We start from the raw sequence: 15,721 nt of genomic DNA, 5'->3' as shown, positions 1-15,721 counted from the left end.
CCCTCCTCGACTGGGCTTCCGGCGGCTGGGGCCGCTCGCGTCACGATCGATAATGCCCACACAGAGTGATCCGTAACGTCCCGTCGGCGCCCGGCGCCCGGTAGGGTGGCGAGTCCGGCCCCCGAGGCGTCCGGCACATTCCCTCGGCATGACAGGTGACAGGGCAGGGAGTGGATATTCGTTTCCACTCCCGGAACCGTCCTCCAAAATCGCCGACCGTTTTCAGCCGACCCCATCCGGCGAATCACCCCAGGCCAGACACCCTCCCTTCCCTATTTATCAACAGAAAGCGCGCGGGAGATGGACTTAATAGTGTCTTGCCCGCAATATCCAGTACAGCTAGCGGAAACATGGCGTGAACACGCGTCGTATAAACTCTGCCCACGAGGCAGAGAGTCGGTGCCCGGCCGCCAGCGGCCCGGTGACCCACCTCTGACCCCGCACGCCGACAGCGATGTCCGCACCCGCCCACGCTCCATTTCACGCGTCACCCTGTCTCCTGAATGAGAGGCAACCCACCATGCCGCTGCATGTACCCCCGGCCCCGGCGCCCGCCCTGCGCAGCGTTCTCGCGGCACTCGGTTCCCCCACCGCCGTGCGCGATGCCCGCACCCCCGCTCTCCAGTCCGTCCAGGGACCGCTGAGCCCCGAACTCCCGCTTCCCGTTCATGTGCTCGACCACGTCACCCCGGAGGACCGAACGACCACAGCAGGCAGCGGTGCACCGCGGACCCGGCTGACCGGCTGGCGCTTCCTGATCCGCAGCGGCGAACGCACCGTGGCCGCCGCCGACACCATGCCGACCGCGGACGGCTGGACCTTCTCGCGCTTCTTCGAGGGCCCGTACCTGCCCTCCACGGAGCGCGCGCTGCGCCAGGCCGAGAGCCTGACGACGGCCTACCAGCCCCGGCTGCTCTCCATACCCGAGCTGTACATGCTCGCCCTCTGGCTGCACGGCGACACGGAGGCCGACGCCGGCGCGGGCGCGCCCGCGCCGACCGACATCCTCGTCCCGCTGGCGCCCGCGCCGCCGGGCATCGCCGCGCACCGCCCGCACCGGGTCGCCGAGTTGCTGCCGGTGATCGGACTGCGGCTCACTCCGCCCCCTCCGCTCCCCTCGGCCCCGCCTCTCCCCCCGGCCACTCCGCTCACTCCCGCGCCGCCCCTGCTCCGCACCCCGGCCTGAACGCGCTCCGGGCGCCTGTGCCCCGCGGCCCCCGGCGGCCGCGGGGCACTTCGCTGACCATGTGGCGTAGTCCGCTCAGGCCACTGCGAACCACCCGAAAAGAGAGCGCAGTTGAGCTGAACCGTCCGGGCGGGTGGCACGTCCTTAAGCAGAAGGAAGCGCTGCCGCGAAATACCTGCGGATTTACCGTCCGTAGGGCAACACTAGGACTGGACCAGACAGATACGGGGGAGGCGCCATGACCACATCGCGCCGCAGGACACTCACAACGACCCAGCGAAAGAATCCACCCATGTGCCAGCACCAGCCCGCCTGCCCGACAGCCGACTCCGCCGACCGCGACGCCGCGCGGCTGGTCGCGCACCACCCGGAGCAGGGCTGGAGCCTGCTGTGCAACGGCGTACTGCTCTTCGAGGACACCGGTGAGCTGCTGCCCGACGGACAGATCATCGCTCCGCACCGGCCGCTGCGCACCGAGCAGGTGGCCACGGCGGCCTGAACCCCGGCCGCCGCCCGGCAGTTCGCCGCCCGCGAGGCGCGCGGCTGCCACCGGAAGAACGGGGGCCGGCCCGGAGACTCACTCCGCACCGGCCCCGACGCATGTCCACGAACGTCTCGTACGCCGCCTGCCGCCGCGTACGCCCCGTACGTCAGTTGTCGTACGCGTCCACCGGCGGGCACGAGCAGACCAGATTACGGTCGCCGAACGCGCCGTCGATACGGCGGACCGGCGGCCAGTACTTGTCCGCGGCCGACACACCGGCCGGGAAGACCGCCTCGGCGCGGCTGTAGGCGTGCTCCCACTCCCCGCCCAGCGCGGCGGCCGTGTGCGGGGCGTGGCACAGAGGGTTGTCGTCCGCGGGCCACTCACCCGACGCGACCCGCTCGATCTCCGCACGGATCGCGATCATCGCCTCACAGAAGCGGTCGATCTCGTTCAGATCCTCGCTCTCGGTGGGCTCGATCATCAGCGTGCCCGCCACGGGGAACGACATCGTCGGCGCGTGGAAGCCGTAGTCGATCAGGCGCTTCGCGATGTCGTCGACGCTGACCCCGGTGGCCTTGGAGAGCGGGCGCAGGTCCACGATGCACTCGTGCGCCACCAGTCCGTTCGGGCCGGTGTAGAGCACGGGGTAGTGCGGCTCCAGGCGCTTGGCGATGTAGTTGGCGGCGAGCACCGCGACCTGGGTCGCGCGCTTGAGGCCCTCCCCGCCCATCAGCCGTACGTACGCCCAGGAGATCGGCAGGATGCCGGCCGAGCCCCACGGCGCCGCCGAGATCGGCCCGACGCCGGTCTCGGGCCCGGCGGCCGGCTGGAGCGGGTGGTTGGGCAGGTACGGGGCGAGGTGCGCCCGTACGCCGACGGGACCGACACCGGGGCCGCCCCCGCCGTGCGGGATGCAGAACGTCTTGTGCAGGTTGAGATGCGAGACGTCGGAGCCGAACCGGCCGGGCTTCGCCAGCCCGACCAGCGCGTTCAGGTTGGCGCCGTCGACGTACACCTGGCCGCCCGCGTCGTGCACCGCCGCGCAGATGTCGCCGATGTGCTCCTCGAACACCCCGTGTGTGGACGGGTAGGTGACCATCAGGACGGCCAGCTCCGCGCCGTGCTGCTCGATCTTGGCGTGCAGGTCCTCGACATCGACGTCGCCGTCCTCGCGGGTCTTGACGACGACGACCCGCATCCCGGCCATGACCGCGCTCGCCGCGTTCGTGCCGTGCGCGGAGGACGGGATGAGGCAGACGGTGCGCCCGGTGTCGCCGTTGGCCCGGTGGTACGCCCGTACGGCGAGCAGTCCGGCCAGCTCGCCCTGCGACCCGGCATTGGGCTGGAGGGAGACCGCATCGTACCCGGTCACCTCGGCGAGCCGCTCCTCCAGCTCGCGGATCAGCGTCAGATAGCCCTGCGCCTGCTCTGCCGGGGCGAAGGGGTGCAGCGCGCCGAACTCGGGCCAGGTGACCGGCTCCATCTCGGTGGTCGCGTTCAGCTTCATCGTGCAGGAGCCGAGCGGGATCATGCCGCGGTCCAGCGCGTAGTCGCGGTCGGCGAGCCGGCGCAGATAGCGCAGCATCGCGGTCTCGGAGCGGTGCTCGTGGAAGACGGGGTGCGTCAGGTAGTCGTCGGTGCGCAGCAGCGCGGCCGGCAGCGCGTCGTCGGTGGCCGCGTCCAGCGCGTCGATGTCGCCCTGGACACCGAAGGCGGTCCACACGGCGGCGAGCTGCGCGCGGCCGGTGGTCTCGTCGCAGGCCACGGAGACCTGGTCGGCGCCGACCTGGCGGAGGTTGACCCCGCCCTCGCGCGCCGCGGCGACGACCTCGGCGGCCCGTCCCGGGACCCGGACGGTGAGCGTGTCGAAGTACGCGGCGTGCACGGCCTCGACCCCGCCGGCCCGCAGCCCCGCGGCGAGCACCGCCGCGTACCGGTGGGCGCGCCGGGCGATGGAGCGCAGCCCGTCGGGGCCGTGGTAGACCGCGTACATCCCGGCCATGACGGCGAGGAGCACCTGCGCGGTGCAGATGTTGCTGGTGGCCTTCTCGCGGCGGATGTGCTGCTCGCGGGTCTGGAGCGCGAGCCGGTACGCCGGGTGGCCGTCGGCGTCGACGGAGACCCCGACGAGGCGTCCCGGTAGGCTGCGCGCGAACTTCTCGCGTACGGCCATGAAGCCGGCGTGCGGTCCGCCGAAGCCCATGGGGACGCCGAAGCGCTGGGTGGTGCCGACGGCGATGTCGGCGCCCAGCTCGCCGGGCGGGGTGAGGAGCGTCAGCGCGAGCAGGTCGGCGGCGACGGTGACGACCGCGCCGAGCTCGTGCGCCCGCTCGATCACGGGCCTGAGGTCCCGTACGCCCCCGGAGGCGCCCGGGTACGCGAGCAGCACCCCGAAGACACCGCGCTCGACGGCCTCGGCGGGGATGCCCTCACCGAGGTCCGCGACGACGACCTCGACACCGGTCGGCTCGGCGCGGGTACGGATCACGGCGATCGTCTGCGGCAGGGTGTCGGCGTCGACCAGGAAGACACCGCCCTTGACCTTGCCGACGCGGCGGGAGAGCGCCATGGCCTCCGCGGCGGCGGTGGACTCGTCCAGCAGGGAGGCGCCGGAGGTCGGCAGCCCCGTGAGCTCGGCCACGACGGTCTGGAAGTTGAGCAGCGCCTCCAGCCGGCCCTGGGAGATCTCGGGCTGGTAGGGCGTGTACGCGGTGTACCAGGCCGGATTCTCCATCACGTTGCGGAGGATCACCGGCGGGGTGAACGTGCCGTAGTAGCCCAGCCCGATCATCGGCGCCAGCACCTGGTTGCGGTCGGCGAGCGAGCGCAGCTCCGCGAGGACCTCGGGCTCGGTGCGGGCGTCCGGGAGGTTCAGCGCCTCGGCGCTCTTGATCACGTCGGGTACCGCGGCGGCGGTCAGCTCGTCGAGCGAGCCGTAGCCGACCTGCGCGAGCATCTTCGCCTGCGCCCCCGCGTCGGGGCCTATGTGGCGCTGTTCGAAGGGGATGCCACGCTCAAGCTGGGCGAGCGGCGTGCGGTGGGCGTTCATGTACGGAGGCCTCCTGGTCTGCCACGACCTGTGGGGGCACCAAGGCGCGGGTGCCCTAAACGGCCTCCCCCTCTGTCATCTCGACCTGAGAGCTTCACCGGTCCGCCGTGCGGCGGTCCGGCTTTCACCGTCGGTGAGAGCGGATGCCGTACGGTCCGGCGTCCGCCCTGCTTTCCAGAGTGACCTCGTCCGCGCGGTACGGGGGCCTGAGAGATTCCGGGGAGGATTTGCTCCTTCGGCGCCTCCGGTGGGCTCACCGGAGAACTCTCCCGCGCGGGGTCAGCAGCCGCTTGCCAGCCTACCAGCGGGATCTTCCGGGCAACTTTCGAGTGGCCGTCGCCCCGGTTCTGCACTTCTGTAGTGCTTACGAGCAGTTGCGACCCGCTGGAGGGACCGTGGAGACCGATATCGATCCGCGCAGCCTGATAGGACGCAAGGCGTACGACCGGGAGGGGCGCAAGCTCGGCACGGTCGACGAGGTCTATCTCGACGACGCCACGGGTACGCCCGAATGGGCCGCCGTCCGCACCGGGCTCTTCAGCCGTGACGCCTTCGTCCCCCTCGCCCCCAGCACACTGGAGGCGGAGGGGCTGCGGGTCCCGTTCGAACGGGCGCTGATCAAGGACGCCCCCGATTTCGGTGTCGGCCGCCATCTCTCCCCCGAGCAGGAGCTTCAGCTCTACCACCACTACGGCCTCGCCCTGCCGGCCCCGGAACCGCCGGAGGGGCCCGCGGCCCGCTCGGACCGGGACTCCGAGCGGAACTTCGGGCGGCTGGCGGGCCAGGACGACTGACGCGACTGCCCCGTCTCCGGCACCAGGGGCAGCGGCTCGGAGAGCTCCAGATCGGGATCATCGACCCAGAACGTCCGCACCCACCCCGGTGCGGACCCTGGCTCCTCGAACCGTACGGTGACCCTCCGCAGCCCGCTGCCCTGCACCCAGCCGGGACCGAACTCGGCATGGCGCACATCGTGTCCGGCCGGAAACCGGCGCTCCTCGGACGGCTCGGGAAGTCCGGCGGGCCCCGCCGCCGACGGCGCCCCGTCCCCCACGGCCGCCACCCCCTCCCCCCGCTCCCCCGCGCCGCCCTCCGCCCCCGCGTCCCCCTGACCCGCGCCCGCGGCCTCGCCGAGCGGGTCGGCATGCTCCTGCGCCTCCCGCTCGCGGGCGGCGGCCTGCGCGAAGAGGTCCTCCTGCGTGAAGTCGGCGAGCCCTGTCACCCCCACCCCGAGCAGCCGTACGCCGCCCGTGGTGTCCACGGACTCCAGCAGGCGCCCCGCGGCCTCCCTGACCACGCCCAGGTCGTCCGTGGGGCCTCTGAGCGTCTCCGAGCGGGTCAGCGTGGAGAAGTCGTACCTGCGCACCTTGAGGACGACGGTCCGCCCGGAGTGCCCGGAGGCCCGCAGCCGCCGCACGCACCGCTCCGCCAGCCGGTCCACCTCCGTACGCACCCGCACCCGGTCGTGGAGGTCCGTGTCGAAGGTGTCCTCGACCGACACGGACTTGGCCTCGCGCTCGGAGACCACCGGCCGGTCGTCGTTCCCCATCGCCATCCGGTACAGCGAAGCGCCGTGGGCCCTGCCCAGCAGCCGTACCAGCTCGTCCTCGCCCGCCTCGGCCAGGTCGGAGACCGTCGTCATACCGGCCCGGCGCAGATGCTCGCCCGTCGCGGGCCCCACCCCGGGCAGGGTCCGTACGGTCATGGGCCCCAGCAGCTCGCGCTCCGTACCGGGCTCTATCAGGACCAGCCCGTCCGGCTTGGCCTGCTCGGAACCGATCTTCGCGAGCATCTTGGACCCGGCGAGCCCCACCGAGCCGCTGAGCCCGGTCAGCTCCCTGATGTCCCGGCGCAGCCGCTCCCCCGTCGCCAGCGCCGAGGCCGTGTCATCGGCGGAGCCGCCCGCCTCCAGGTCCACGAACGCCTCGTCCAGACTGAGCGGCTCCACCAGCGGCGAGAGCCGGCCCAGCAGCCCCATCACCTGCTCGCTGACCGCGCGGTAGAGCGTGAAGCGCGGCACGAGATACGCGGCGTTCGGCGCGAGGCGTCTCGCCTGGGCCATCGGCATCGCGGAGTGCACCCCGAACCGCCGTGCCTCGTAGGACGCCGTGGAGACCACCCCTCGCGGGCCCAGACCGCCGACGACCACCGGTTTTCCGCGCAGACTCGGCTTCGCGGCCTGCTCTGCGGCGGCGAAGAAGGCATCCATGTCCAGATGGAGGACGGTCGGCGCGGTTCTCACACCACTGATGCTGCCTCACACCACTGACAATCGGCCCGGGACGCCGCCACGCGGGGGCCGGTCGGGCGGAAAGGGCCTGGTCAGACGGCCCGGTCGCGGCGCCGCCTGGCCAGTTCGTCGGCGGGGTTGTTCCCGATCAGCGTCTCGCCGGTGTCGATCCGCTCCCCGTGGAGCTGGGACAGCGCGGACTCGACGTCCCGCCACACCACGCCGACCGCGATGCCGAAGATCCCCTGGCCGCCCTGGAGCAGGCTCACCACCTCGTCGGGCGAGGAGCACTCGTAAACGGTGGCACCGTCGCTCATCAGCGTCATACGGTCCAGGTCCCGGAAGCCGCGGTCCCGCAGGTGCTGGACCGCCGCCCGGATGTTCTGGAGCGCAACCCCGGTGTCCAGGAACCGCTTCACGATCTTGAGGACGACCACGTCCCGGAAGCTGTAGAGCCGCTGCGTGCCCGATCCGTACGCGGGCCGCACGCTGGGCTCGACCAGCCCCGTACGCGCCCAGTAGTCCAACTGGCGGTACGTGATGCCCGCCGCCGCGCACGCGGTGGGCCCTCGGTATCCGACCGTCTCCGCTCCGGGGTCGGGCGCGCTGCTGTGAAGCGGATACGGACCGCCCGCCGCCGTACCGTCGCCGCTGCTTCTCACGCCGACCCTCCGTCCTTGACCTGCCCTGTCGAAGGTAGGCAGTCACCAGGGGTGCGTCAACGATCGCCACACTCGCCACGCCGAGTGATAATCACCCTGAGAGTGGTTTCCCGTGCCCCATTTCGGGGAAAAGCTGACCGAATGCGCTGGCGGGGCCCGGTGCAGCGCTCACCGGCCGCTCACTGGCTGTTGGTCCCGAAGTCCTCCGGAGAGATCTGGTCGAGGAACTCGCGGAACTTCTCCACCTCGTCCTCCTGCTCGTCCGGGATGGCGATGCCGGCATCGTCCAGAACCCCGTCACTGCCGTAGATCGGCGTACCCGTGCGCAGAGCGAGCGCTATGGCATCGCTCGGCCTCGCGCTCACCTCGACCCCGCTCGCGAAGACCAGCTCCGCGTAGAAGACCCCTTCACGCAGGTCCGTGATCCGGACCTCGGTGAGCTCCTGGCCCACCGCTTCCAGCACGTCCTTGAAGAGATCATGGGTCAGCGGCCGGGCCGGGGCCATGCCCTGCTGGGCGAAGGCAATGGCGGTCGCCTCCCCCGGTCCGATCCAAATGGGGAGGTACCGGTCGCCTCCCACTTCACGCAGGAGCACGATCGGTTGGTTGGAGGGCATTTCCACCCGGACACCCACAACGTCGAGCTCGTTCACACAGCAACCCTAGGACGTGCCCGGCAGGTTTGGGTAGTCGGACTCTCCCATGATCAGTGCGGACCCGGCCCGAGAGCCGTACGCAGCAGGGCCGCGTGAAGCTGCACACAGAGTGCCGAAAGCTCCTTCGTGGTCTCCTCTGCATGGGCTCTGGTCTGCGGGTTACGGTGCAGCCGAAGCGGGGCCACGACCTGCTCGACCAGTCCCGCGTCGCGCTCGGCCGCAGCTTTCATGGCGCGCAGGTGCCGCGGTTCCAGGCCGAATCCGCCCAGATCCGAGACAAGTTTCGCGACCGTCACGGACTCCGCGTCGTAGCCTCCGTCCGGCATCGGGGCGACCAGGCCGTACGCCTCCCACTCGGCGAGCGCGCGCCCGTCGGCCCCGGTCGCCGCCAGCAACTCCTCACGGCCGATCCGCGCCGCGGTCGGAAGATCGGACTCCGCGTCCCCCCGCGGTCCCCTCAGCGCCCGCCGAGAGCCGGGAAGAGGCACGTCCTCGCCGCGCTCCAGGGCGTCCAGGTGTCCCTTGATGACCTTCAGCGGCAGATAGTGGTCCCGCTGCATCCGCAGGACGCGAGCGAGCCGCTCAACGTCCTCCGCGCTGAATTTCCGATACCCCGAAGGGGTCCGGCAGGGCTCGACGAGCCCCTCGGCCTCCAGAAACCGGATCTTGGAGATGGAGACCTCGGGAAACTCGTCCCGCAGCCTGCCCAGGACCGCGCCGATACTCATCAGCGGGTCGCCGGTAGGGGCGGCGCCGTGTCCGGCACCGCCCGTCGGTGTACGCGGCATGGACCTTCCTCAGGGGCTTGTCACACGCCCCGCTGGCTCGCGTAGAAGACCAGCCGGTACTTCCCGATCTGGACCTCGTCGCCGTTCGCCAGCAGGACCGAGTCGATCCGCTCACGATTGACGTACGTACCGTTCAGACTGCCGACGTCCGAGACCGTGAAGTGACCGTCGCCGCCCCTGCGGAACTCCACGTGGCGACGCGACACGGTCACGTCGTCCAGGAAGATGTCACTCTCCGGATGGCGGCCGGCCGTGGTCAGCTCGCCGTCCAGCAGGAAGCGGCTGCCCGAGTTCGGACCGCGCCGCACCACCAGGAGCGCCGAGCCGAGCGGCAGGGCGTCGACGGCGGCCTGCGCCTCCGGGGTGAGCGACGGAAGCGACGTCTGGCCCGTCACCTCGGAGTCGTACGCCTCAAGACCCGAGATCGAGATCGTCGAGGTCGTCTCCGAAGCGCGCTCCGGGGGCACTCCGCCCCGCAGCGGCGCCCCGCAGTTGGAGCAGAACCGACTGGCCTCGGCATTGCGGTGCCCGCACCTCGTACAAACCGGCAAGGCCGCCATAGAGGGATCCTCCTGCCGCGACGGCCCCCCGGGGGCCGATGATTCCCCGAAACCTATGCGGCCGGGACCGGCAGGGTCAACAGACGACGCGCCGGTGGCCTCGCCGCCCACCTGGTCGCGGAAGAGCGGACGTTCGCCGCCCTGCTCCTCGCTCCCACCACGCGCTGCGCGATGGCGGGAGCGCCCCCCGCCGTCCTCGCGTGCGCTTTTGCCGAACAACTTCCCAAACAACTTCACGGGCGATTCCCCTTGACCGAAACAGACCCGCCCGTGGGGCAGGACGAACCCTGAATGAACACACCTGCCGACCCGGACATCTTGACAACGTCCGTATCCACCGGACAGTTTCCACCACTCACCGCACTGTTCGTGCGTCGACCCCCCGCAACCTCATGCCCCCGTACGACGGCTCGCATGCGCCCCCGCCTCACCGTGATGACGACCGAGCGTAGTCAGGCCGCTTCGCGGGTCGCAAGGCATTCACAATGATCTTCTCAGCCCGTGTCACCGTGGCCGTGGCCTGCTCCTTCTCCAGCGTCTGGACCACCCCGCCCGGAATGTTCAGGGCAGGCTCCAGATCCTGCGGTTTACCGATGACCTTGAAGACGTACGGCGAGGACACCGCCTTGCCGTCCACCCGCACCTCACCTCCCGCACCCGAGAAGTACGTATCGGCGACGACGCGGACATCGTTGATCTGAATGGCCTCCGCGCCGGCCGCCCGCAGCTCCTGGAGCGCGTCGAGCAGCATGTCCGGCTCGACCGTCCCGCTGATGTCCCTGATCGTCAGCGTGATGCCGGGCCCCTGAGCGGCGACCGTACCGGCCAGGATGCCGAGCTGCTGCTCTTTTTCCCTGGTCTGCTTACGGGCCTCCTCGGCCTGGTCCGAGCTGGTCTCCAGCTCGGTGCGCTGGGCGTCCAGCCGCTGCTTCTCGTCCTCGAGCCGCTGCGTCCGGTTGTCCAGCTCGTCCAGGATCCGCACCAGGTCCTCCTGGCGGGCGCCGCGCAGCGCGCTGTCGTCGTTGTTCGACCTGACCTGGATGGCGAGCCCCAGCCCGAGCCCGAACAGCAGGACGGCGACGATGAGCTGCGCCCGCGTCACCCGCGGCGGCCACAGCCCCGCCGCCAACCGCTGGCGTCCGGTGAGCTGTTGAGCCCCGGACTGCCCCGGAGCGTCCCCGGCGGCGCCCTCGGGGCCCGCACCGGCTCCGGGGGTCGCGTCCGCGGCGCCGGCGGCGTCCTCGGCGCCCTGGGGCTTCTCGGCGTGCTGCGCGTTCTCGGGGGTCTCGGGCTTCTGAGGGTTCCGGGGGTTCTCTTCGCTGTTCATCGGCGTCACGCCCGGAACACGTGTCGCCGGATGGCGGCAGCGTTGGAGAAGATCCGGATACCGAAGACGACGACCACACCCGTGGACAACTGCGCGCCCACGCCCAGCTTGTCGCCGAGGAAGACGATCAGCGCGGCGACCACCACGTTCGACAGGAAGGAGACCACGAACACCTTGTCGACGAAGATCCCGTCGAGCATGGCCCGCAGCCCGCCGAAGACCGCGTCCAGAGCGGCGACGACGGCGATCGGAAGATAAGGCTCGACCACGGCCGGCACCTCGGGCCGGACCAACAGTCCGACCACGACTCCCACGACGAGGCCCAGTACGGCGATCACGATGTGCCCTTCTCCATGTCGGCCGCGTCCTGCCCGGTGCCCTTCCCGGCGTCGGCGGTCTCCGGCTCTGCTGTACGTACGATCAGGCTGGGCGCGGCAGGAAGGCGCAGGTCCCGCTGGTCCGAAATGCTGGTGCGGATGCCGAAGTTCTCCTGCAAGGAGTGCAGATACTGGCCATCGGCGCTGTCCTGGAACGCGGTGCTCAGCTTCTTTCCGTCCCCCACCGCGAGCACCGTGTACGGCGGCACGAGTGGCCTGTTGTCGACCAGTATGGCGTCCCCGGCGGCCCGGATCGCCGACAGCGAGGTCAGCCGCTGGTCGTTGATGGCGATCGCCTCGGCACCCGACTCCCACAGGCCGTTGACGACCCGTTGCATGTCACGGTCGCGTACCCGGCCCGTGTCGGAGAAACCACTGCTCTCCCGGGGACCGCCGCCGCCACCCGACGAGGCGTCCTTGGCGTCGTCGACGACCAGTTTCACGCCGGGCCCCCGCACGGGGGTCGCACCGGCCAGCAGGGCCACCAGTTCGCCCTGGTCGCCGCCCTGGGTCCGCAGCGCGGCACGCTGCCGGTCACCGACCTCCTTGCGGAGCTTCTCGACGGTGCTCTCCAGCCCGTCGGCGGTCGACGTCTCCGAGTTGATCCGGTCGATCAGCTCCTCGCGTTCCTTCGCCACCACAGGGGCCGAGATACGGGCCTGGGCGGCACCGACAGTGACCACGAGAGCGGCCAGCACCAGCCCTGCGGCAAGGCCCAGTTTGGCCTTGAGCGTGCGCGGCAGCCCGCCGTCCTCCGCGTCCCTGCGGGCCGCCGCCTCCGCGTACCCCTCATCGAGGCTGTGGTCCATCACACTGTTCAGCAGCGACATCGACGCGTCCGGACGCGCGGGCGGAGAAGCGGTGCTCCTCATGGGGGGCTGCTGCGACATGCCGCACATCGTCGCACGTCGCGACCGCTACCGCCGAATGGCCCCACCGACGCGCCGGACGGCGTCCGAGGACGCCGTCCGACCTGCCGCCGGGACACCTGCGAAGCGTCCCGGACCGCCCTTAATGACCTGCGCTGTCCACCACGGACGACCACTCATCGAGCAGCGCCTGGGCCGACGCGTCGTCAGGACCCTCCGCCCACAGATGGGTGACGGCCTCGGACGGGTCGGGCAGCACCATCACCCAGCGTCCGTCGGTCTCCACCACGCGCACCCCGTCGGTGGTGTCCACCTGACGCTCACCGGCCGCCTCCACGACGCTGCGCATCACCAAGCCCTTGACGGCCCACGGGGTCGCCAGATCCCGGCGCAGGACGTGGGCGCGCGGGATCCGGGCGTCGATCTGGCTCAGGGTGAGCTGCGTACGGGCCACCAGACCGATGAGCCGTACGAAGGCCGCCGTGCCGTCGAGGAGGCTGCTGAACTCCGGCACGATGAAGGCGCCGCGGCCGTCCCCGCCGAAGATCGTGGACTCCTCACGGCCCACCCGGGTCAGATCGTCGGGCGATGTCGTCGTCCACTCCACCTGCGTGCCGTGGTACGCGGCGACCTGCTCGGCGATCCTCGTGGTGGTCACCGGGAGCGCCACCCGCCCGCTGCGCCGCTCCGCGGCGACCAGGTCGAGCATGACGAGCAGGGCACGGTCGTCCTCGATGATCCGGCCGCGCTCGTCCACCAGGGACAGCCGCTCGCCGACGGGGTCGAACCGCACACCGAACGCGGCCCGCGCGGAGGCGACGATCTCGCCGAGTCTGACCAGCCCCGAGCGACGTGACTCGGCCGTTTCCGTCGGCCGGGACTCGTCGAGCCCCGGGTTGATCGTCAGGGCGTCGACACCGAGCCGGCCGAGCAGACTGGGCAGTACGAGCCCGGCGCTGCCGTTGGAGGCGTCGACGACGACCTTGAGGCCGGCCTCGGAGATCCCGGTGGTGTCGACGTTGCGGAGCAAGGAACCGGTGTACGAGTCGAAGACGCTGGCGGGGAAGTGGAGATCCCCGATCTCGCCGGGGAACGCGCGGCGGTACTCCTGGCGGGCGTACACCCGGTCGAGCTTCCGCTGGCCCGCCTGGGAGAGATCGGCGCCCCGCTCGTCGAAGAACATGATGTCGACGGAGTCGGGCACCCCCGGCGACGTCCGGATCATGATGCCGCCCGCGCTGCCCCGGCCGGTCTGCTGCCGGGCGACGGGCAGCGGCACGTTCTCCAGGTCCCGTACGTCGATGGCGCTGGACTGGAGCGAAGAGATCACGGCTCGTTTGAGGGCTCGGGCACCACGCGAATGGTCACGCGCCGTAGTGACGGTGGAGCCCTTCTTCAGCGTGGTCGCGTACGCCCCTGCCAGCCGGACCACGACTTCTGGCGTGATCTCGACGTTCAGGATGCCCGAAACACCACGGGCGCCGAAGAGATTCGCCTGTCCGCGGGACTCCCAGATGACCGAGGTGTTGACGAAGGCGCCGGCCTCGATGGTCTTGAACGGGTACACCCGCACATTGCCCTGGATGATCGATTCCTCACCGACCAGGCACTCGTCGCCGATGACCGCGCCGTCCTCGATGCGGGCGGCCCGCATGATGTCGGTGTTCTTGCCGATCACGCAGCCGCGCAGATTGCTGTGCTGCCCGATGTAGACGTTGTCGTGGACGACGGCCTTGTGGAGGAACGCTCCGGTCTTGACGACCACGTTGGAGCCGATGACGGTGTGCTCGCGCATCTCGACATCGGCTTCGACCTTGGCGTAGTCACCGATGTACAGCGGTCCGCGCAGCACGGCGTCGGGGTGGACCTCGGCGCCTTCGGCGACCCAGACGCCCGGGGAGATCTCGAAGCCGTCGATGTCGACGTCGACCTTGCCTTCGAGTACGTCGGCCTGGGCCTTGACGTAGCTCTCGTGCGTGCCGACGTCCTCCCAGTACCCCTCGGCGATATAGCCGTAGATCGGCTTGCCTTCCTTCATGAGCTGAGGGAAGACATCGCCGGACCAGTCCACCGACACATCGGCCTCGACGTAGTCGAAGACTTCGGGCTCCATGACATAGATGCCCGTGTTCACGGTGTCGGAGAAGACCTGGCCCCAGGTGGGCTTCTCCAGGAAGCGCTCGACCTTTCCTTCCTCGTCCACGATCGTGATACCGAATTCCAGCGGATTCGGGACCCGGGTCAGGCACACCGTCACGAGTGCGCCCTTCTCCTTGTGGAAGGCGATGAGGTCGGTCAGGTCGAAGTCGGTGAGGGCGTCACCGGAAATGACGAGAAACGCATCGTCCTTCAGTGCCTCCTCGGCGTTCTTCACGCTCCCCGCGGTGCCGAGCGGCTTCTCCTCGTTCGCATAGCTGAGCTCCATGCCCAGCTCTTCACCGTCGCCGAAATAGTTCTTGACGAGGGAGGCGAGGAATTGCACGGTGACGACGGTCTCGCTGAGCCCATGGCGCTTGAGCAACCGCAGCACATGCTCCATGATCGGCCGGTTCACGACCGGCAGGAGCGGCTTGGGCATGCTTGAGGTCATGGGACGAAGTCGAGTACCTTCGCCACCGGCCATCACGACGGCCTTCATGTCGGAAGCGTCCTCCTTGAAGAGACGGTCTCGCCGACTTCACCCGTCTGGAACGAGGCCCCATGGCGTCAGGCGTGAGCCGGCGACATTGCACGGCACCACATCGACGAGCTCAATCGGCCACGTTGTCCGCCTTGACGAGCCGGCGGACCTGGACCACATACAGGACTCCTGCCCACCAATACAGCGTTGTACCCCATCCTGCGAACGCCCATCCGAAAACTTCGGCGAGTGACGCAAGCCATCCACTTCCGTCACTGAGCAGCAGGAGCGGGAAGGCATACATCAAGTTGAAGGTAGCCGCCTTCCCGAGGAAGTTCACCTGGGGAGGCGGGTAACCGTGCCTGCGAAGGATGCCCACCATCACCAGAAGCATCAGCTCACGGGCCAATAGGGCGGCGGTGAGCCACAGTGGCAGAATCTCGCGCCACGTGAGGCCAACCAGGGTGGAAAGGATGTACAGCCGGTCCGCGGCGGGGTCGAGGAGCCGGCCGAGGCTGCTGATCTGGTTCCAGCGGCGCGCGAGCTTTCCGTCGAGGTAGTCGCTGACGCCACTCAGCATCAGCACCAGCAGGGCCCAGCCGTCGCTGTTGGGCCCGCCGAACTCGGGACGGAGGATCAGCCACAGGAAGAGCGGTACGCCGACGAGGCGAGCCATGCTGAGGATGTTGGGGATGGTGAGCACCCGGTCCGTCTGGACGCGGGTCTCCTGGACCTCCACCCGGGAGCCTCCTGTGTGGAACGAGCCAACGATGCCTCCTGACCTTACCCTCAGGGCAGGCCGACGCCTGCAAGGGGGCCTGGAACGCAGAAATGCCCCGCACCAGAGGTGCGGGGCATTCCCGTCAATGATTGTTCGGCGGCGTCCTACTCTCCCACAGGGTCCCCCCTG

Annotated in this window: 14 protein-coding genes and 1 riboswitch; of the genes, 3 read left to right on the top strand and 11 right to left on the bottom strand. The window is 70.0% G+C overall.

Annotated elements, in window-relative coordinates; genetic code table 11:
- The first annotated feature begins 520 nt into the window (after positions 1-520).
- Complete coding sequence (locus ACIBJC_RS28820) at positions 521-1,186, top strand: hypothetical protein (RefSeq protein ID WP_399297364.1); 666 nt, start codon at positions 521-523, stop codon at positions 1,184-1,186.
- 292 nt (positions 1,187-1,478) lie between these two features.
- Entirely contained in the window at positions 1,479-1,685 is a 207-nt protein-coding gene (locus tag ACIBJC_RS28815; protein ID WP_384995704.1) for a DUF5999 family protein, read from the top strand.
- A gap of 151 nt (positions 1,686-1,836) precedes the next feature.
- Here the strand turns inward: ACIBJC_RS28815 and gcvP are convergent, their stop codons facing one another.
- Complete coding sequence (gene gcvP, locus ACIBJC_RS28810) at positions 1,837-4,722, bottom strand: aminomethyl-transferring glycine dehydrogenase (RefSeq protein ID WP_399297362.1); 2,886 nt, start codon at positions 4,720-4,722, stop codon at positions 1,837-1,839.
- Positions 4,723-4,906: 184 nt separating this feature from the next.
- Positions 4,907-5,004, bottom strand: a riboswitch (glycine riboswitch).
- 113 nt (positions 5,005-5,117) lie between these two features.
- Between gcvP and ACIBJC_RS28805 the strand changes: the two genes are divergently transcribed.
- Positions 5,118-5,516 (top strand): PRC-barrel domain-containing protein, encoded by a 399-nt coding sequence (locus ACIBJC_RS28805; protein WP_399297360.1) that lies wholly within the window; start codon positions 5,118-5,120, stop codon positions 5,514-5,516.
- On the opposite strand, the gene ACIBJC_RS28800 is transcribed toward ACIBJC_RS28805, so the two are convergent.
- The 10 genes from ACIBJC_RS28800 to ACIBJC_RS28755 form a co-directional block, all read right to left on the bottom strand.
- Entirely contained in the window at positions 5,411-6,964 is a 1,554-nt protein-coding gene (locus ACIBJC_RS28800) for a DNA polymerase IV (RefSeq protein WP_399297358.1), read from the bottom strand. The genes ACIBJC_RS28805 and ACIBJC_RS28800 overlap by 106 nt on opposite strands.
- Positions 6,965-7,044: 80 nt before the next feature.
- Complete coding sequence (locus ACIBJC_RS28795; protein WP_399297356.1) at positions 7,045-7,614, bottom strand: MerR family transcriptional regulator; 570 nt, start codon at positions 7,612-7,614, stop codon at positions 7,045-7,047.
- 179 nt (positions 7,615-7,793) lie between these two features.
- Positions 7,794-8,267, bottom strand: a complete 474-nt coding sequence (locus tag ACIBJC_RS28790; RefSeq protein WP_006123076.1) for a bifunctional nuclease family protein — start codon at positions 8,265-8,267, stop codon at positions 7,794-7,796.
- A 53-nt stretch (positions 8,268-8,320) separates the two neighbouring features.
- Positions 8,321-9,058: a MerR family transcriptional regulator gene (locus ACIBJC_RS28785; RefSeq protein WP_399297354.1), complete on the bottom strand. Its 738-nt coding sequence runs from the start codon at positions 9,056-9,058 to the stop codon at positions 8,321-8,323.
- Positions 9,059-9,078: 20 nt separating this feature from the next.
- Positions 9,079-9,963, bottom strand: a complete 885-nt coding sequence (locus tag ACIBJC_RS28780) for an FHA domain-containing protein (RefSeq protein WP_329823361.1) — start codon at positions 9,961-9,963, stop codon at positions 9,079-9,081.
- A gap of 82 nt (positions 9,964-10,045) precedes the next feature.
- A complete protein-coding gene (locus tag ACIBJC_RS28775; protein WP_399297352.1) occupies positions 10,046-10,945 on the bottom strand; it encodes a DUF881 domain-containing protein in 900 nt (299 codons plus the stop codon).
- A gap of 5 nt (positions 10,946-10,950) precedes the next feature.
- Positions 10,951-11,283: a small basic family protein gene (locus tag ACIBJC_RS28770; RefSeq protein WP_023543062.1), complete on the bottom strand. Its 333-nt coding sequence runs from the start codon at positions 11,281-11,283 to the stop codon at positions 10,951-10,953.
- Positions 11,280-12,212: a DUF881 domain-containing protein gene (locus ACIBJC_RS28765; protein ID WP_399297350.1), complete on the bottom strand. Its 933-nt coding sequence runs from the start codon at positions 12,210-12,212 to the stop codon at positions 11,280-11,282. The genes ACIBJC_RS28770 and ACIBJC_RS28765 overlap by 4 nt, the downstream gene beginning before the upstream one ends.
- 121 nt (positions 12,213-12,333) lie before the next feature.
- The gene (locus ACIBJC_RS28760) at positions 12,334-14,829 is read right to left on the bottom strand and encodes a sugar phosphate nucleotidyltransferase (RefSeq protein ID WP_399297348.1); all 2,496 of its coding nucleotides are present in this window, start codon (positions 14,827-14,829) and stop codon (positions 12,334-12,336) included.
- Positions 14,830-14,941: 112 nt separating this feature from the next.
- Positions 14,942-15,550, bottom strand: coding sequence for a CDP-alcohol phosphatidyltransferase family protein (locus ACIBJC_RS28755; protein ID WP_329823349.1), 609 nt, complete (start codon positions 15,548-15,550; stop codon positions 14,942-14,944).
- Positions 15,551-15,721: the final 171 nt, after the last annotated feature.

The organism is Streptomyces sp. NPDC050509 (assembly GCF_044457965.1).
Classification (GTDB): Bacteria; Actinomycetota; Actinomycetes; order Streptomycetales; family Streptomycetaceae; genus Streptomyces.
This window is presented reverse-complemented; position numbering and strand designations above follow the sequence as displayed.

Bases quoted from the DNA above. Each gene is read 5' to 3' on its own strand.
- ACIBJC_RS28820 (WP_399297364.1), top strand. From the start codon at position 521: ATGCCGCTGCATGTACCCCCGGCCCCGGCGCCCGCCCTGCGCAGCGTT.
- ACIBJC_RS28815 (WP_384995704.1), top strand. From the start codon at position 1,479: ATGTGCCAGCACCAGCCCGCCTGCCCGACAGCCGACTCCGCCGACCGC.
- gcvP (WP_399297362.1), bottom strand. From the start codon at position 4,722: ATGAACGCCCACCGCACGCCGCTCGCCCAGCTTGAGCGTGGCATCCCC.
- ACIBJC_RS28785 (WP_399297354.1), bottom strand. From the start codon at position 9,058: ATGCCGCGTACACCGACGGGCGGTGCCGGACACGGCGCCGCCCCTACC.
- ACIBJC_RS28775 (WP_399297352.1), bottom strand. From the start codon at position 10,945: ATGAACAGCGAAGAGAACCCCCGGAACCCTCAGAAGCCCGAGACCCCC.
- ACIBJC_RS28765 (WP_399297350.1), bottom strand. From the start codon at position 12,212: ATGTCGCAGCAGCCCCCCATGAGGAGCACCGCTTCTCCGCCCGCGCGT.
- ACIBJC_RS28760 (WP_399297348.1), bottom strand. From the start codon at position 14,829: ATGAAGGCCGTCGTGATGGCCGGTGGCGAAGGTACTCGACTTCGTCCC.